The organism is Herbiconiux solani NBRC 106740, from assembly GCF_001571005.1.
Taxonomy (GTDB): Bacteria; Actinomycetota; Actinomycetes; order Actinomycetales; family Microbacteriaceae; genus Herbiconiux; species Herbiconiux solani.
The window spans coordinates 244,506-260,490 of sequence record NZ_BCST01000005.1; the positions used below are offsets into that span (position 1 = coordinate 244,506).

At 72.2% G+C, this 15,985-nt stretch carries 12 protein-coding genes; all 12 read right to left on the reverse strand.

Going from position 1 to position 15,985, the window contains the following annotated elements; all coding sequences use genetic code 11:
* Positions 1-123: 123 nt before the first annotated feature.
* Positions 124-3,588, reverse strand: coding sequence for a TIM-barrel domain-containing protein (locus HSO01S_RS10870; protein ID WP_084361599.1), 3,465 nt, complete (start codon positions 3,586-3,588; stop codon positions 124-126).
* Between the two features lie 165 nt (positions 3,589-3,753).
* A complete protein-coding gene (locus tag HSO01S_RS10875; protein ID WP_084361558.1) occupies positions 3,754-4,977 on the reverse strand; it encodes an acyl-CoA dehydrogenase family protein in 1,224 nt (407 codons plus the stop codon).
* Between the two features lie 52 nt (positions 4,978-5,029).
* Positions 5,030-6,139 (reverse strand): CaiB/BaiF CoA transferase family protein, encoded by a 1,110-nt coding sequence (locus HSO01S_RS10880; protein ID WP_066041264.1) that lies wholly within the window; start codon positions 6,137-6,139, stop codon positions 5,030-5,032.
* Entirely contained in the window at positions 6,136-7,590 is a 1,455-nt protein-coding gene (locus tag HSO01S_RS10885) for an aldehyde dehydrogenase family protein (RefSeq protein WP_066041265.1), read from the reverse strand. The genes HSO01S_RS10880 and HSO01S_RS10885 overlap by 4 nt, the downstream gene beginning before the upstream one ends.
* Positions 7,591-7,666: 76 nt before the next feature.
* Positions 7,667-9,118, reverse strand: coding sequence for an aldehyde dehydrogenase family protein (locus tag HSO01S_RS10890; protein ID WP_066041267.1), 1,452 nt, complete (start codon positions 9,116-9,118; stop codon positions 7,667-7,669).
* Positions 9,115-9,903 carry a sugar isomerase domain-containing protein gene (locus HSO01S_RS10895; protein WP_066041268.1) on the reverse strand — a complete coding sequence of 263 codons (789 nt, stop codon included), beginning with the start codon at positions 9,901-9,903 and terminating at the stop codon, positions 9,115-9,117. Before HSO01S_RS10895 ends, HSO01S_RS10890 begins: the two co-directional genes overlap by 4 nt.
* A gap of 83 nt (positions 9,904-9,986) precedes the next feature.
* Positions 9,987-10,757: a phosphorylase family protein gene (locus HSO01S_RS10900; protein ID WP_066041271.1), complete on the reverse strand. Its 771-nt coding sequence runs from the start codon at positions 10,755-10,757 to the stop codon at positions 9,987-9,989.
* A complete protein-coding gene (locus HSO01S_RS10905) occupies positions 10,757-11,776 on the reverse strand; it encodes a carbohydrate kinase family protein (RefSeq protein WP_066041272.1) in 1,020 nt (339 codons plus the stop codon). Before HSO01S_RS10905 ends, HSO01S_RS10900 begins: the two co-directional genes overlap by 1 nt.
* Positions 11,773-12,378: a cysteine hydrolase family protein gene (locus tag HSO01S_RS10910; protein WP_066041273.1), complete on the reverse strand. Its 606-nt coding sequence runs from the start codon at positions 12,376-12,378 to the stop codon at positions 11,773-11,775. Before HSO01S_RS10910 ends, HSO01S_RS10905 begins: the two co-directional genes overlap by 4 nt.
* Positions 12,379-12,397: 19 nt before the next feature.
* Positions 12,398-13,300 carry an ABC transporter permease gene (locus tag HSO01S_RS10915; protein WP_066041274.1) on the reverse strand — a complete coding sequence of 301 codons (903 nt, stop codon included), beginning with the start codon at positions 13,298-13,300 and terminating at the stop codon, positions 12,398-12,400.
* Positions 13,297-14,424, reverse strand: coding sequence for an ABC transporter permease (locus tag HSO01S_RS10920; protein WP_066041275.1), 1,128 nt, complete (start codon positions 14,422-14,424; stop codon positions 13,297-13,299). Before HSO01S_RS10920 ends, HSO01S_RS10915 begins: the two co-directional genes overlap by 4 nt.
* The gene (locus HSO01S_RS10925; RefSeq protein ID WP_245635978.1) at positions 14,421-15,980 is read right to left on the reverse strand and encodes an ABC transporter ATP-binding protein; all 1,560 of its coding nucleotides are present in this window, start codon (positions 15,978-15,980) and stop codon (positions 14,421-14,423) included. Before HSO01S_RS10925 ends, HSO01S_RS10920 begins: the two co-directional genes overlap by 4 nt.
* Positions 15,981-15,985 lie beyond the last annotated feature (5 nt).

The following is a 15,985-nucleotide window of genomic DNA, read 5'->3' on the forward strand; positions in this document are numbered from 1 at the left end:
CCTGCCGGCCGGAACCCGATTCCGGCCGGAGGACGGCGAACGGGGTGCGGTCCCGCCCGAAGGCGGGTCCGCACCCCGTCACGACCGGCCGGCGCGGAGCCGGCTGTCGTCAGGCGCTAGGCGCTAGGCCGCGCGGCGACGCCGCCAGAGCAGCAGGCCGCCGAGAGCCAGCAGCACCGCACCCACTCCCGCGATCAGCGCAGCCGCCGAACCGGTGGATGCGAGGTCACCGCCCTGCGACGAGGTCGAGCCCGATCCGCCGGCCGAGTCCGAACCCGACCCGGGGGTCGGGGACGGGGCCGCGTCGGTCGGGGACGGCGTCGGGGTCGGCGTCGTCTCCGGCGGCGTGACGCCCGCATCCGCGGAGCTGAAGCTCACCGTCGTGGGCGTGCTCACCGACCGCGAGGCGACCGGAACACTGAGCGTCCGCGACGCGGCGTCGTAGCTCCACGAACCGGCAGCCACGGCCGTACCGTCGACGGTGACCGTGCGCGGCTCGTCGACGTCGCGGAACGTGGTCGTCCATGCCCGGTCGGTGACCTGACCGTCGAACGAGCCGTCGGCCGGAGCCACGGTCAGCGTGCCGCCCGCCTCCTGCTCGGTGTAGCCGATCGCCGTGGTCGCCGACTGGAGCGCTGCGCCCGCGGCACCGTTGTCCTCGTAGAGGTCGAAGGTGCCGTCGGCGCCGCCCGTCACCGTCAGGGTGACGTCGGTGAGCGGGTTCTGGCTGTCGTTGGTGACGTTGTTCGTGCGCGTCGGCACGATGCCGCCCGACTTGACGAACACGGGCATCCGGTTGAGGTCGGTCGTGACGTCGGCCGTCGTACCGCCCGGGTGGGTCTCACCGGTGAAGTAGTCCGTCCAGTCGCTGCCCGACGGGAACCACACGGTGGTCGTCGCGGTCTCGCCCGGCGAGGTCACCGGCGCGACGAGCACGTCGGAGCCGTAGAGGTACTCCCGGCCGGCCATCGCGTACGCCTCCTGATCGCCCGGGTAGGCGAGGTAGAGCGGCCGCACGATGGGCGCACCCGTCGCCGTGGCCTCGGCCGCGAGCGAGTAGGTGAGCGGAACCAGGTTCTCGCGCAGGTTGAGGAACGACGTCGCCGAGGCATCCGTCACCGCGTCGTACTGCCAGGGCAGCCGGTCGCTGTGGTTGCTGTGCAGCCGGTCGATCGGCTGGAACGCACCGAACTGCACCCACCGGGCGTAGAGGTCGCCGGGCAGCTGGGTGCTGCCGGGCTCCATGCCGGGCTTCTGGTCGCCGCCGAAGTGGCCGCCGATGTCGTGGCTGATCGCCGCGAGACCGGTCGCCGCCGACTCACCGGGGGTGTAGCCCACCTGGCCCTGCAGCATCTGCCACGTGGATCGGGTGTCACCGGTGAAGTGCAGCGTGGTGCGCTTGTCTGCCCAGGGGCCGGTCGGAACCGCCTGCGGGTTGCCGTAGCCGCCCGCCGTCAGCGAGCCGTAGGCCCGCGAGAACGCGAAGCCGCGGCCGTTCAGCGCATCCGCCGTGTAGTCGGCGTACTGGTTGTTGATGAACGCGTCGGGGGTGACGCCGTTCGCCGAGTACTTCGACTGCTCGTTGCAGCACCAGTCGAGCCAGTAGATGTCCGTGCCGTCGGCCTGGAACTCGCCGTGCAGGTCGAAGTAGGCCTTCAGCTGCGCCGGGTCGGACCAGTCGAACAGGAACTTGTCCGTGTCGGTGCTGGGCGTCAGCGCGTTGTTCGAGGTCGCCTGGGCGGCCGCGAACTTCGGGTCGGTCGACTGGATGGTCGGGTGGATGTTCAGCGTGTTGTGGATGCCCTCGGACTCCAGCTCGGCGAGCAGGCCCGACATGTCGGGGAACCGCGAGGTGTCGACCTCCCAGCCGTTCCACTTGTCCGGCGACTTGAAGTCGGTGTCGATGGCCATCACGTCGACGGGAACGCCCTCTGAGCGGAACTTGGGGACGATCTGGTCGGTGAACTCGGACGAGGTGCGGTCGTAGTACTCGGAGTACCAGACGCCGTACGCCCACTGCGGCAGCAGCATCGTGGGACCGGTGAGCTGCGCGAGATCCTTCAACCCCGTGTCGTAGTCGTCGCCGTAGCCGAAGACGTAGCCGTCGTGATACGGCAGGCCGCCGTGGTCGCCGCGCGGGGTGACGGCCTGGGTGGCCGGGTCGTAGAGGCTGGATGCGGTGTCGTCGACGAGCGACCAGCCGTCCTGGTAGAGCAGGCCCGGGTTGGTGATCGGCGAGCCGTTCACCTGGTCGAGGTCACGACGGTAGCCGCCGAGGGCGGCGTGCGGAGCGAGCAGCGGGGCGTCGCTCGAGGCGAGCGCGACCGTGTCGATGTTCAGCTGGCAGCTGTCGGTGTCGGGGCAGGCGACGGTCACGTCGTTCTCCCCCGCGGTGAGGTTCACTGGCACCGAGACGGTGCGCCAGTAGTCCCAGCCGCTCGTGACCGGGAGCGTCGCCGCGACGGCGTCGCCGGCGGCCTGCACCGAGATGCCGCGATCCATGGCGCCGCCGTTGGCGTAGCGCACCTGCAGCGCGTACTGACCGTCGGCCGGCACGTCGGTGACGTGCGTGGTGACGGAGGCACCCTGGCCGAGGCCCGCGAGGAAGGCCTCGCCCGAGGCGCCGTTGTGGTCGCCTGCGGCGGTGGCGCCACCCGCGAGGGCACCGGTCTCGGCCTCGCAGAGCGTGCCGAAGGCGCAGTCGGCGACGACGGCCTCCGTCGACGGAGCAGGGTAGGCAGTGCCGGCGGTGACGAGCGCGAGGCTGTCGAGGTTGATCTGGCCCGAGTCGGCGGCGGTGCGCTGGATGACGACGCGGTGCTGACCCGGGGTCAGGGCGAGCGCGGTCGAGGTGAGCGCCCAGGTGTCCCAGTTCGCGGTGGGGGCAAGCTGGATGGTCTGCGCGGACCCGCCGTCGACGGTCACCGTGAGGGTGCGGGTCGTGACCTGACCGTCGCCGCCCTGGCTGTTCGCGTAGCGGAGCGCGAGGTCGTAGGCGCCTGATGCGGCCACGGTCGTGTCGAAGGAGACCGAGTTGCCGGTGGCTTCGAAGCCCGCGGCGAAACCGGGGCCGGTGGCACCGGAGTGGTTGGTGGCGAGCGCGAGGCCGTTCAGCGTGAGATCTTCGGCCTCGCAGAGCACGCCGGTGTCGCAGGCGGCGACCGCGACCGACTGCCAGGGCGAGCCGGTCACGACCTGGCCCGAGTCGGCGGTGAGGCTCACCGAGATGTTCTGCGGCGTGAAGTCGCCCGAACCCTCGCGGTAGCGGATGCTCATCTGGCCGGTGTCGATGGTGAGCCAGCCGTCGGCGACGCTCGTGTCGTAGTCGACCGGGGCGAAGTCGCCGCGCCCGACGACGTTGAAGGTCGAGTCGTCGGTGAACACGCCGTCGTCGGCGTACTCGGTGCGGATGAGGGTGGGCGAGAGCACCTGGAACCGGGCGTCGCCCGAGGTGACGGTCTGCGAGGCCAGGTCGCCGGGCGGCGCGGCCATCGCGGGAAGCGCTGTGATCCCGGCGGTGCCGAGCACGGCCCCCGGAATCAGCAGTGCGGCTACCAGTCGGCGTCGAGGCCGTCTGGAATCTGCCATGAGCAATCTCCTTCGTTTGCATTCGGGCGCGTCGTAGCGCTCGCAATCGTGAGTCTTGTCAACAGCGGTCGACATTGCAAATCGACACCTGATTGGGGGTGGGTCGGGTGCGTTTATCGCGTCAAGGGGTCCCGGGAACGGCTCGTCGGGGGCATGATCAGCGAGTCAGCTGAAGGCGGGCTCCCCGGTGAGGGCGCGACCGAGGATGAGGGTGTGGATCTCGTCGGTGCCCTCGTAGGTGCGGACGGCCTCGAGGTTGGCGGCGTGGCGCATGACCGGGAACTCGCTCGTCACGCCGTCACCACCAAGGATCGAGCGCGCGGCCGAGGCGATGGCGATCGCCTCGCGCACGTTGTTGAGCTTGCCGACGCTGATCTGCGCGGGGTCGAGGGCACCGCGATCCTTCAGCCGCCCGAGGTGCAGGGCGAGCAGGCAGCCCTTCTCGTACTCCAGCAGCATGTCGGCGAGCTTGTCCTGGATGAGCTGGAACCGCCCGATCGGCCCGCCGAACACCGAGCGGGTGCGGGCGCGCTCGAGCGCGGCTCCGAAGCAACTGCGAGCCGCCCCCATCACACCCCAGACGATGCCGTACCGCGCCTCGTTCAGGCACGAGAACGGCCCGCGGAGGCCGATCGCGCCGGGCAGCCGCGACGACTCGGGCACCCGCACCCCGTCGAGCACGATGTCGCACTGGATCGAAGCCCGCATCGCGAGCTTGCCGTCGATCGGCGTGGCCGTGAAGCCCGCGGTGTCGGTCGGCACGAGGAACCCGCGGACGCCCTCCTCGGTCTGCGCCCAGACCACCGCGACCCCGGCGATGCTGGCCAGACCGATCCACCGCTTGCTGCCGGAGATCACCCAGTCGTCGCCGTCGCGCACCGCCCGGGTGTCCATCGCCGCCGGGTCGCTGCCGCCGGTGGGCTCGGTGAGGGCGAAGCATCCGACGACCTCGCCGGTCGCCATCCGGGGCAGCCACTGGGTCTTCTGCTCCTCCGAGCCGAACTTCGCGATCGCGCTCATCGCGAGCGAGCCCTGCACCGAGACGAAGGTGCGCCAGCCGCTGTCGGCCGCCTCGAGTTCGAGACACGCCAGCCCGTAGCTGACCGCGCTCGCGCCCGCGCATCCGTAGCCCGAGATGTGCATGCCGAGGAACCCGGCCGCCCCGAGCTCGCGGATGAACTCGGTGCGGAAGTGCTTGTTCTCGAAGTCGTCCTCGATGGTGGGCAGGATGCGCTGCTGCGCGAAACGGCGGGCGCGCAGCTGCCAGTCGCGCTCCTCGGGCGAGAGCAGGGCGTCGAAGTCGAACACGGCCTCGAGGGCGTCGGCGCCTACGTAGCGGGCGTCGGATGCGGGGGCGTCGGATGCGGGGGCGGTCGGGTTCTCGGTCATCGTGTTCTTCCTGTCGGAGGTCGGGGTGAAGTGGCGGCGCGCAACAGGGCGCTCACAGCGGGCTCGACCCGAGCCCCGGCGGCCCGGAGCGATAGGTGGCCGGCGTCGCGCTCAGGCGGATGGGGTTGGCCGACTGCGCCGAGCCGTCGACCTCCACCACCGGCGCGAGCCCGAGGCGCTCGGCGAACGCGAAGGCCTGCGCGAGGTCGTTGATGGGTCCGGCGGGTACGTCGTGCGCCACCATCCGCTCGAACCAGTCGGTGGCGGATGCGGTGGCGAGCCGCGCGGTGATGATCGTGTTCAGCTCGTCCCGGTGGGCCACCCGGGCGGTGTTCGTGGCGAACCGGGGGTCGCCGGCGGCCGAGGGTTCGCCGATCGCCTCGGCGAAGGCGCGGAACTGCCGATCGGTGCCGACCGCCACCACGAGCGGTCGATCGGCGGTGGCGAACACCTCGTAGGGGGCGATGCTCGGGTGGGCGTTGCCGATGATCCCCGGCACCACGCCCGCGCCGAGGTACCCCGAGGCCTGGTTCACGAGCGCCGAGAGCAGGCTCGACAGCAGGTCGACCTCCACCCGCTGGCCGGCGCCGGTCCGCTCGCGGGCGAACAGGGCGGTGAGGATGCCGGTGGTCGCGTGCAACCCGGTGATCACGTCGACCACGGCGACGCCGGTCTTCGTCGGCTCGCCCGGGCGCGGACCGGTGATGCTCATCAGCCCGCCGACCGCCTGCACGAGCAGGTCGAATCCCGGCAGCGCGGCGCCCCCGGCCGACCCGAACCCGGTGATCGAGCAGTAGACCAGCCCGGGATTGCCCTCCCGAAGCGTCTCGTACCCGAGGCCGAGGCGATCCATGGTGCCGGCGCGGAAGTTCTCGACCACCACGTCGGCGTCCTCGACGAGCGAGCGGATGCGCGCAAGATCCGCCTCGTCGGTCAGATCGGCGACCACCGAGCGCTTGTTGCGGTTCACCGAGCCGAAGTAGGTGGAGCTGCCCCGCGCATCCACCGGCGGCGCCCAGGCGCGGGTCTCGTCACCGGTTCCCGGCCGCTCGATCTTCGTCACCGAGGCGCCGAAATCCGCCAGCATCATCGTGGCGTAGGGGCCGGCGAGCACGCGCGAGAAGTCGACGATCGACACCCCCTCCAGCGCCGCGCCGCTCATGAACCGCCCCGGAGGTAAACGGTGGTGCTGCGGGTGTAGAAGTCGCGGGCGGCCGCGCCCTGCTCCTGCGGGCCGAGTCCGCTGCCCTTGGCTCCTCCGAAGGGCACGTGCGGGTCGGCGCCCGCGGTCTCGGAGTTGACGTGCAGCATCCCCACCTCGATCCGCTCGATCGCGGAGAGCGCGGTGACCAGGCTGTCGGTGAACACGGCGCCCGAGAGCCCGAACTCGCCCTCGTTCGCCAGCCGGAAGGCCTCCTCGACGCTGCCTGCCCGGCGCACCGCGAGCACGGGGCCGAAGAGCTCCTCGTTCCAGAGCGACGTGTCGACGCCCGTGCAGTCGATCACCTCCGGTCGCACGAAGTGGCCGCGCTGCAGCCCGGCATCCAGCTCGAGGGCGCCCGAGGTGAGACGGGTGGCGCCGCCGGCCACGGCCTCGGCCACGCCGGCGTCGATCCGGGTGCGGGCGGCGGCGGAGACGACGGGCCCGAGGTCGATGCCCGGTGCGAGCGGGTCGCCGACGGCGAGCCCGTTGGCCCGGGCCGCGATCCGCGCCAGGAACTCGTCGGCGATCTCGTCCGCGACGATCAGCCGCGAGGTCGCCGTGCACTTCTGGCCGCTCGAGGCGAACGCCCCGGCACCGACCTGTGCGACGGCGAGTTCGAGGTCGGCGTCGGCGAGCACGATCGCGGCGTTCTTGCCGCCGAGCTCGGCCTGCACCGGGATGCCGCGGGCCGCGCCCGCCGCCGCGATCGACCGCCCGACCGGTGTAGAGCCCGTGAAGCTGATGGCGTCGATCCCGGAGTGCGCCACGAGGGCCCGGCCGAGGGCGGAGTCGCCGATCACGAGGTTGAGGACACCGGCCGGGAGGCCGGCGTCTTCGAGGGCCTCGGCCAGGCGCATGGCGAGCAGGGGTACCGGGTCGGCCGGCTTCCACACCACCGCGTTGCCGTAGACCAGCGCGGGCGCGATCTTCCAGGCCGGGATGGCGATGGGGAAGTTGAACGGCGTGATCAGGCCGACCGTGCCGAGCGGATGCCGGGTGACCAGGATGCGCTCCCCCGGTCGCGGCGACTCGAACAGCGAGCCCGCCTCGCGGTCGCCGGCGCGCCCGGCGTAGTCGAGGATCTGCGCGGCCCGGCGCACCTCGCCGATCCCCTCGGCCAGGGTCTTGCCCTCTTCGCGGGCGAGTTCGGCGCCGCGCTTCTCCGCCGCATCCCGGAGCAGCGAACCCGCCCGCTGCAGGATCGCGCCGCGTTCGTGCATCGGCGTCGCGGCCCAGGCCGGCTGGGCCCCGCGGGCCGCGGTGACGGCCCGGTCGAGGTCTGCGGCGGTGGCCCCGTCCCCCGCTGCCACGAGCACGTCCGGGTGCGCGGGGTCCGCGCTCTGCACGAGGCCTCCCCCGCCGGGGGCCCATCGACCCGCGATGTACTGCTCGAGCTCGATGGTCGTCATCGTCCACTCCCTTGGTTCTGAATCGTAGCCGCGCCCTCAGGTGGCGGCTCAGTAGGGCCGGCCCTGTAGCGGCGGCTCAGTAACGCCGGCGCAAGCGGATGTGCCGTTGCTGCATGAACCCGCGCAGGCCCTCCGGCCCGAGTTCGCGCCCGAAGCCCGACATCTTCCAGCCGCCGAACGGCGCCTGCAGCTCGGTGATGTCGTTCACGTTCACGCCGACGCCGCCCGCCTCGATCCGCTCGGCCACGGCCCAGGCCCGGTCGAGGTCACCGCCGAAGACGTAGGCCGCGAGTCCGGCCTGCGAGTCGTTCGCGATCGCCGCGATCTCGTCGACCCCGGCGTCCGCGCGATAGCGGTGCACGGCGACGACCGGGCCGAAGGTCTCCTCCGTCATCGACGCGGCGCCGAGCGGCACGCCGTCGAGCACGGTGGGCTCGAAGAACGTGCCCGCGTCGTAGTCACCGCCGGTCAGCCGGCCGCCTCCCGAGGCCACCCGGGCCCCGCGCGACACCGCGTCGGCGATGTGCCGCTCGGCGGTCTCGATCACCGCGCGGGTCGTGGTCGGGCCTCCGGTCACGCCGGTCTCCACGCCGTGCCCGATCCGGATCGCCGCTGCCTCGGCCGCGACGGCCTCGACGAACTCCGTCGCCACCGAGTCGGCGACCAGGATGCGGTTGACCGCGATGCAGATCTGTCCCGCGTTCGAGAACGAGCGCCGGGCCGCTGCCGACGCCGCCTCGGCGATGTCGGCATCCGGAAGCACCACGAAGGGGCTCTGGCCGCCGAGCTCGAGCGAGACGCGCTTCATCGTGCCGGCGGCCGAGCGCATGATGGCCTGGCCGGTGCGGGTCGAGGCGGTCGCCGTGATCATGCCGATGCCCGGATGCTCCGACAATCGCTCCCCCGCCTCGATGCCGCCCGGGAGGTCGGCGAGCACGCCCGCCGGAACCCCGGCGTCGTGCAGGCACTGCACGACGAGCGCCACGGCGAGCGGCGACTCCAGGGGCGGTTTGACGATGATCGCGTTCCCGGCGGCGAGCGCCGGGGCGACCTTCCAGGCGTAGAGGTCGACCGGGTAGTTCCACGGCACCACCGCGCCCACGACCCCGATCGGCAGCCACTCCACGAGCGAGCGGATGTCGGCACGCTGCACGGCCCGGATGCTGCCGGTGACCCGCATCCCCTCTTCGGCGTAGTAGTGGAACACCTCGGCGGCGAAGGCGGTCTCCTTGACGCTGTCGGGAACGGGCTTGCCCTGTTCGCGCGTGAGCAGGAGGGCGATGTCGTCGATGCGTTCGGTGATCAGGTCGGCGGCGCGGTGCAGGATGCGGGCGCGGTCGGCCGAGGGCAGGGCCGCCCAGGCCGGCTGCGCGGCGCGCGCCGCTGCCACCGCGTCGTCGACGTCGGCGGCGAGGGCGAGGGCCGAGCGGCCCACCGGCTCGCCGGTGGCGGGGTCGCGCACGTCGATCGTGCCGGCCTCCTGCGCTCGGCGCCAGGTGCCGCCGAGGTACAGCTCGCGGTCGCTCATTTCACCACCGGTGCCGAGAACTCGCGCGAACGCAACCGGCGCCAGAGCTCGGCGTAGTTGCGATCGTTCTGCTGGTGCGCTTCGGTCGTGCGGTTGGAGTTGGTGTTCACCATGATCATCGGCTTCACTCCGCGTGCCACGAGGTCGGCCGAGGTCGAGGCGTTGATCGCGTGCGAGACCGCCACGGCGACCGAGGTCGAGGTGGGGCCGACCGGGTACTCGAGTCCGTCGATGAACTGCGAGGCATCCTCGAGCGGGATGCCCGTGTCGATCGTGACGTCGGCGATCTCGAACAGGCGCTTGCCGCTGGAGTGCCGGCTCGCCACCTGCGAGGAATGCGGCACGCTCGTGACGCCGATCACCTTGAGGCCCCGCTCCTGGAACTCCACGGCCATGTCGAGGATGACGGGGTTGATGCCCGAGTGGCTGAACAGGATGAGCGCGTCGCCGTCCTTCAGCTGGTGCGAGCGCAGGATCGCCTTGCCGTAGCCCTCCTGGGTGTGCAGGAAGCGGTACTGCGCGGTTCCCTGGTCGCCCAGCACGTGGTGCATGAGGGCGATCGACGACTCGACGATCGGCCGGAAACCGGTGACCCCGCCGGTGCGGGGGAACGACTCGAGCGCGGCGAAACCGCCGTGGCCGGTGCCGAAGGTGAAGACGAGGCCGTCGCCGGCGATCGTGTCGGCGCAGATGGCGCCGGCCGCGGCGATGTTCTCGGCCTGGGTGTCGCGCACCCAGGCCATCTTGGCGATCACGTCGTCGAGATAGGTCTGTGCGATGGTCATGGTGACTCCTTGCGTGGGCTTCGGATGTGTCGGGGTGGGTGCCGGTGGCAGTGCTGATGCCGGGGTCGGGCTGGATGCCGGGGTCAGGCCGGCGTGGCAGCGGGCTCGTCGGCGCGGGCGGAGGCGGCGAGCGCGGCGAAGCCGGCCCGCAGCAGGGCGCCCTCGGCGGCCACGCGCTCCTCGTGCGGCATCTTCTCGTTCGTGACGCCCGAGACGCTGGCGAGGCAGAGCGAGCCCGCGGCGACGCCGAGCGCCCGGGCGGCCACGAGCAGCGCGCTGGTCTCCATGTCGGCGGCCACCACTCCGGCCGCGGCGAGCGCCGCATACCGGTCCGCCACCGGTTCGGTGCCGTGACCGGTCTCGAACATCTCGGTGTAGAAACCGTCGAAGGTGGCGTAGATGCCCGAGCGCGTCGGCCGGCCCGAGTCGGCCGCTGCCTGTTCGAGGTGCCGGGTGAGAGCGAAGTCGGGCACCGCGGGGAAGGCCAGGGGAAGGTAGCTGGCCGAGGTCGACTCGCCGCGCACGGCGCCGTGCGCCACCACGAGCTCGCCGAGGGTGGTCTCGCCCACGGTCATCACGGTGCCCAGGCGCACGAAGCGCTTCACGCCGAGGCCGGCGAGCTCGTGCAGGACGACGGTTGCGATCGGGGCGCCCATGCCGAAGGCGCTCACGGTGATGCGCTCGCCCTGGTGGTAGCCGGTCGCGGTGGTGAGACCGCGGTCCTCGTTCAGGATGACGGCGTCATCCAGCAGCTCGGCAGCCAGCAGCACGCGGCCCCGGTCGCCCACCAGCACGGCCGACCGGCCGACGTCCTCCGGCCCGCAGCGCAGGTACCAGGCGTTGTTGCTCGACATCAGTGTTTCTCCTTCAGGTGCGCCGGCCCTTCGGCCGGTTGAGAGGCGTCGGCCGGACGGCCGGGTGCTGTGGGGGCGGTTGCTGTGGGGTCGGCCACCGGTGGGCCGGTCGCTGTGCGGCGGCGGAGCAGTTCGCCCGCCGCGGTGGAGGCACCGGCGACCAGCCGGCCGACCTCCTCGTCGTCCAGGGACGCGAGTGCGGAATGCGGGCCGACGGCATCCGACAAGAACCCCACCAGGGCTCCCACGAACGTGTCCCCCGCCCCGGTCGTGTCCTCGGCCTCGACGGGTTCGACCGCGATGGAGCCGGGCCGGGCGGCGCCGTCGGGGCTCGCGAACGACCAGGCCACGCCATCCGCCCCCCGCGTCTCGACGACGAGCGCTCCGGGGCGCACGAGTGATTCGGGTGGGCGGCGATCGAGGGTGACGTAGGGGCGCTCCCCGCGGCTGAAGCTCACGACGTCGGCGCGGGCCAGGATGCGGGCCACCATCTCGGGCGTGTACGCGTCGTCGTCGTGCTTGACGGCCCAGACCAGTCGTGCCGAGTCGGGCAGGGCGTCGAGGATCTGCTCGGTGATCCGCCTCGGGGCGACGGTCAGCAGCAGCCAGTCGCCCTCGGTGACGATCTCGCGCTGCTCGTCTGTCAGCGCATCCGGATGGCAGTCGCCCGGGTCGAAGAGGCAGATGGTGCCGCCGGAGCCGATCTCGATCATCGTCGCCGCCGGGCTGCGGGTGCCCGAGCGCGCCACTCCCCTGATGCCGGCGCAGCGTGCGACCGACTCGGCCCAGCGACGACCGGGCAGGTCGTCGGCGACCCAGCTGATCGCCTCCACGGCCGCCGGTGTCCCGGCGATCGCGCTCACGATGTGCGCGATGCCGCCGACCCCGGGCTCGGCCGAGACCAGGGCGCGCTCGAGGATGCTCGTGGCGTCGACCCCCCGGAACTCCGACACCGAGGTGCTCGAGTCCAGACTCGCGTACCCGACCACGGTGACCCGCACGGGCGCCGTCCCGGTCACAGGGTCGCCCGCGCTTCCTCGAAGCTCGGCACACGGCCGATGTAGCGCTCGATGTCCTCCAGGCTCGCCTCGGCGAGGTGCGGGCGGTTGGAGTTGGTGGTCTCGCGGGGCACCCACACCTCGAAGCCGCCCGCGAAGGCATCCTGGGCCGACGCACGGATGCAGACGTTGGTCTTCACGCCCACCAGCACCACCCGGCGGATGCCCTGCTCGCGCAGGAGCAGGTCGAGGTCGGTGGCGTAGAAGGCCGAGAACCGGCGCTTGGGCACCTCGACCTCGCGGCCCGAGGCGATCGGCTCGAAGCCCGGCGCGTACGCGGCGTCGTCGGCGCCGATCTCGTGGTGCCGCGGGAGCTTCCGGAACTCGAAGTCCTCCAGGCCCGGGTAGTGCCGCTCCACCGCGTGCACCACCAGGGTGCCGTGGGCGCGGGCGGTCTCCAGCAGCTCCCGGATCGGGCCGAGCACCTCGGGGGCCGCCGGGTAGTAGTTGGGCTGGCCCTCCTCGAAGAAGGAGGCGATCACGTCGACCAGCACGAGGGCGGTGGGCACGTCGTCGCCGTGCTCGGCGGGAACCAGGAGGCCGGGGGTCTCGTCGGCGGTCATGTCAGAACCTCTCGTCATGTCAGCTCAGCTTCCGGGCCGAGCGGGAGTACTCGCGGATGCCGGTCAGCGCCAGCACCACCACGACGGCGATGTAGGGCAGGGTCGAGATGATGTCGGCCGAGAAGCCGCCCACCGTCTGCAGCCGGATCTGCAGGGCGTCGAAGAAGCCGAACAGCACGCAGGCGAGCGCCGTGGGCAGCGGGCGGGAGCGGCCGAAGTAGAAGGCCGCCAGGGCCACGTAGCCGCGCCCCGCCGTCATGTTCTCGTTGAACAGGCCGACGGTGCCGAGGCTGAGGGCCACACCTCCCAGGGCGGCGAGCGCGCCGGCGATGATGCCGGCACCGTCACGGATGTCCAGCGTGCGGAGCCCGAGCGAGCTGCTCGCGGTCTCCGACGCACCGGTGGCGCGCAGCCGCACGCCCCAGCGCGAGTTCTTCAAGAGCCACGCCAGCACGGGCACGAGCACGATGCAGAGCCAGAACAGCGGGTCCTTCCCGGAGATCAGGGCGCCCAGCACCGGCACGTCCGCCACCCCGGGGATGTCGAGCCTCGGCAGCCGCTCGAGCCCCTCGATCTGCAGCGTGCCCGAGACGCCGAAGCCGGCGCGCAGCACGTAGCCGATCACGCCGAACACCACGATGTTGAAGCCGAGCCCCACGATGATCTCGTTGCCCTTGAGCCGCGTGATCAGGAGGCTCATCAACCCGCCCGTGACGGCGCCGGCGAACAGCCCGGCGAGGGCGCCCAGGGCCCAGTTGCCCGTGGCGCCGCTCACGACGGCGCCGAACAGCGCGCCGGTAAGCATGTGCGCCTCGAGGCCGATGTTCACCACGCCGGCCCGGCGGTGGATGGCGCCGCCGAGCGCGGCCAGCACCAGCGGCACCGAGAGGGTGAGGGCGGAGGCGATGATCGCGTCGATCACGGGCGTCTCCTCTCCGAGCGCGCGGCCCAGCGTTTCGAGAGTCGGGGGAAGGCGAAGACCGCGACGGCGAAGATCATCACGGTGCCCTCGAGGATGTCGATCAGCTGCACGGGCAGGTTGATGAACAGCTGCACGGTGGCGCCGGCGGCGTTGAGCGCTCCGAAGAGGATGGCGCCGACCAGGATGCCGATGGGGTTGAACCGCGCCAGCAGGGCGATGGCGATGCCGGTGAAGCCGAAGCTGGCGGAGAAGCCCTCGGAGTAGCGGTGCACGATGCCGAGCGCGTGCGATCCGCCGCCGAGCCCGCCGATCAGGCCGGCTCCGAGGAGCGCCGTCAGCAGCACGGTGCGCACCCGGAGACCCTGAGCCGTCGAGAAGCGCGGCGCGCTGCCCACGGCCCGGAATTCGAAGCCCAGGGTGGAGCGGCGCATCCACACCGCGTAGCCGATCAGCAGCAGCAGGCCGATGATGAGCGCCCAGCTGGTCTGGCCGGGGGGCGCCAGGGCGGGCAACTCGGCGTTCTCGGCCACGTAGGCCGTGGCGGAGTTGGCCTGGCCGCGCTCCTGGAAGAAGGATTGCACGGCCCAGCCGGCCAGGCCCGCCACGATGAAGTTGAACATCAGCGTGGTGACGACCTCGTCGACCGACCAGACGGCACGCAGCACCGCGGGCACGGCGGCCACCAGTCCGCCGGCGAGGGTGGCGCCGAGCAGCGGCAGGATGACCGCGACGACGGGCGGGAAGCCGCCCATGTTCGCGCCGATGACCGCGGCGGTGAGGCCGCCGAGCACGAAGCTGCCCTCGACGCCCACCGTGAACACCCCCGCGCGGTACGCGAAGGCGGCGGCGATGGCCGTGAAGAGGATAGGGGTGGTCGCGGCCAGGGTGGCGTTGATGCGGCTCGGGGTGCCGAAGGCCTCGGTGGCGAGGCGGCCGTACACGGCGATCGGGTCGTTGCCGGTGGCCAGCAGCACGACGGCGCCGACCAGCAGCGCGATCACCACGGGGAGGCCGGCGTGCCGGGCCACCCGTCCGGTCGCGATCAGGATGCGCTGCAGCGGCGGGTCGCCGGCCGGCGTGGGATCGGGCTCGACGGGCGCCGACTGGGTCGGGGCGGAGGTCATACGGTCTCGCCTCCTCGGGGGGATCGGGGGTGTCCCGGTGTGGGGTCGTCCGGGACGTCGGCATCCGGGTTGTCGTCCTCCGGGCTGTGGTTGCCGAGCATGAGTGCGCCGATCTCGGAGCGGCTCGCCTCGCCCGGCAGCATCCCGGCCACCTGGCCGCGATGCAGCACCACGATGCGGTCGGAGAGCTCACGCAACTCGTCGAGCTCCTCGCTGAAGAGCACGATCGCGGCCCCCTCGTCGCGCGCGCGGCGCAGTAGCTCGTGGATGTAGCCGATGCCGCGCACATCCACGCCGCGGGTGGGCTGGCTCGCCACGAGCACGCGCGGGTTGCCGATGGTCTCGCGGCCGAGCACCACGCGCTGCTGGTTGCCGCCGGAGAGGGAGGATGCCGGGTCCGACGACGATCCGTAGCGCACGGCCGCCCGGTCGAGCACCTCCTTCACCCGCTCGGCCACGCGTCGCGGGCCGAGCCAGCCGCCGCGCGCGAGGCCGTGCAGCGCCGGGGTCGCGATCGAGTTGTCGGCGAGTGAGAGGCCGAGGGCGAGGCCCTCGTGCTTGCGGTCGGCGCTCACGTAGCCGAGGCCCGCGAGCCGTCGCTTGCGGATGCTCGCCCGGCCGATCGAGGCGCCGTCGAGCCGGATGTCTCCCGAGGCCGCCCCGCGGATGCCGATGAGCACCTCGGCCAGTTCCTCCTGGCCGTTGCCGGCCACCGCCGCCACACCGAGGATCTCGCCGGAGCGCACCTCGAAGCTCACGTCGTCCAGCCGCAGCACGGCCCGGTCGTCCTTGGCGCTCACGCCCTCGACCACCAGCACCGTCTCACCCGGGTCGCCGCGCGACACCGAGCGCTCGGCGACCTCGGAGTCGCCCACGATCAGGGCGGCGAGCCCCTCGCGGTCGATCTCGCCGCGGGCGATCTCGGTGATCGTCCGGCCCGAGCGCAGCACGGTGATGTGGTCGGCCACGCCCACCACCTCGTCGAGCTTGTGGCTGATGAAGATGACGGTGCGGCCGGCGTCGCGCAACGACGACAGCAGGCGCAGGAGCTCCTCGGCCTGAGCCGGGGCCAGCACGGCCGTCGGCTCGTCGAGGATCAGCACGTCGGCACCGCGGTAGACCAGGCGCAGGATCTCGACCTGCTGCTGGATCGCGATCGAGGTCAGTGCCGCTCCGGCTTTCCAGTCGATGTCGACGCCCACCGAGGCGCTCAGCTCCTCCGCGCGCCGCAGGGCCGTGGCCCAGTCGATCCGGCCGAAGCGCACGGGCTCCTCGCCCAGCACCAGGTTCTCCAGCAGCGAGAGCTCCGGGATGATCGCGAGCTCCTGCTGCACCAGCCCGATCCGGCGGGCGATCGCAGCCCGGGGGCTGGTCAGCGCGATCTCCTCGTCGTCGATCACCACGTGACCGGAGTCGGGCTGGTCGAGGCCGTAGAGGATGCGCATGAGCGTGCTCTTGCCCGCTCCGTTCTCGCCCACGACGGCGTGCACCGTGCCGGGTCGCACGCTCAGCGTCACGTCGACGTTGGCCCGGACGGGACCGAAGGATCGGCTCACGCCCC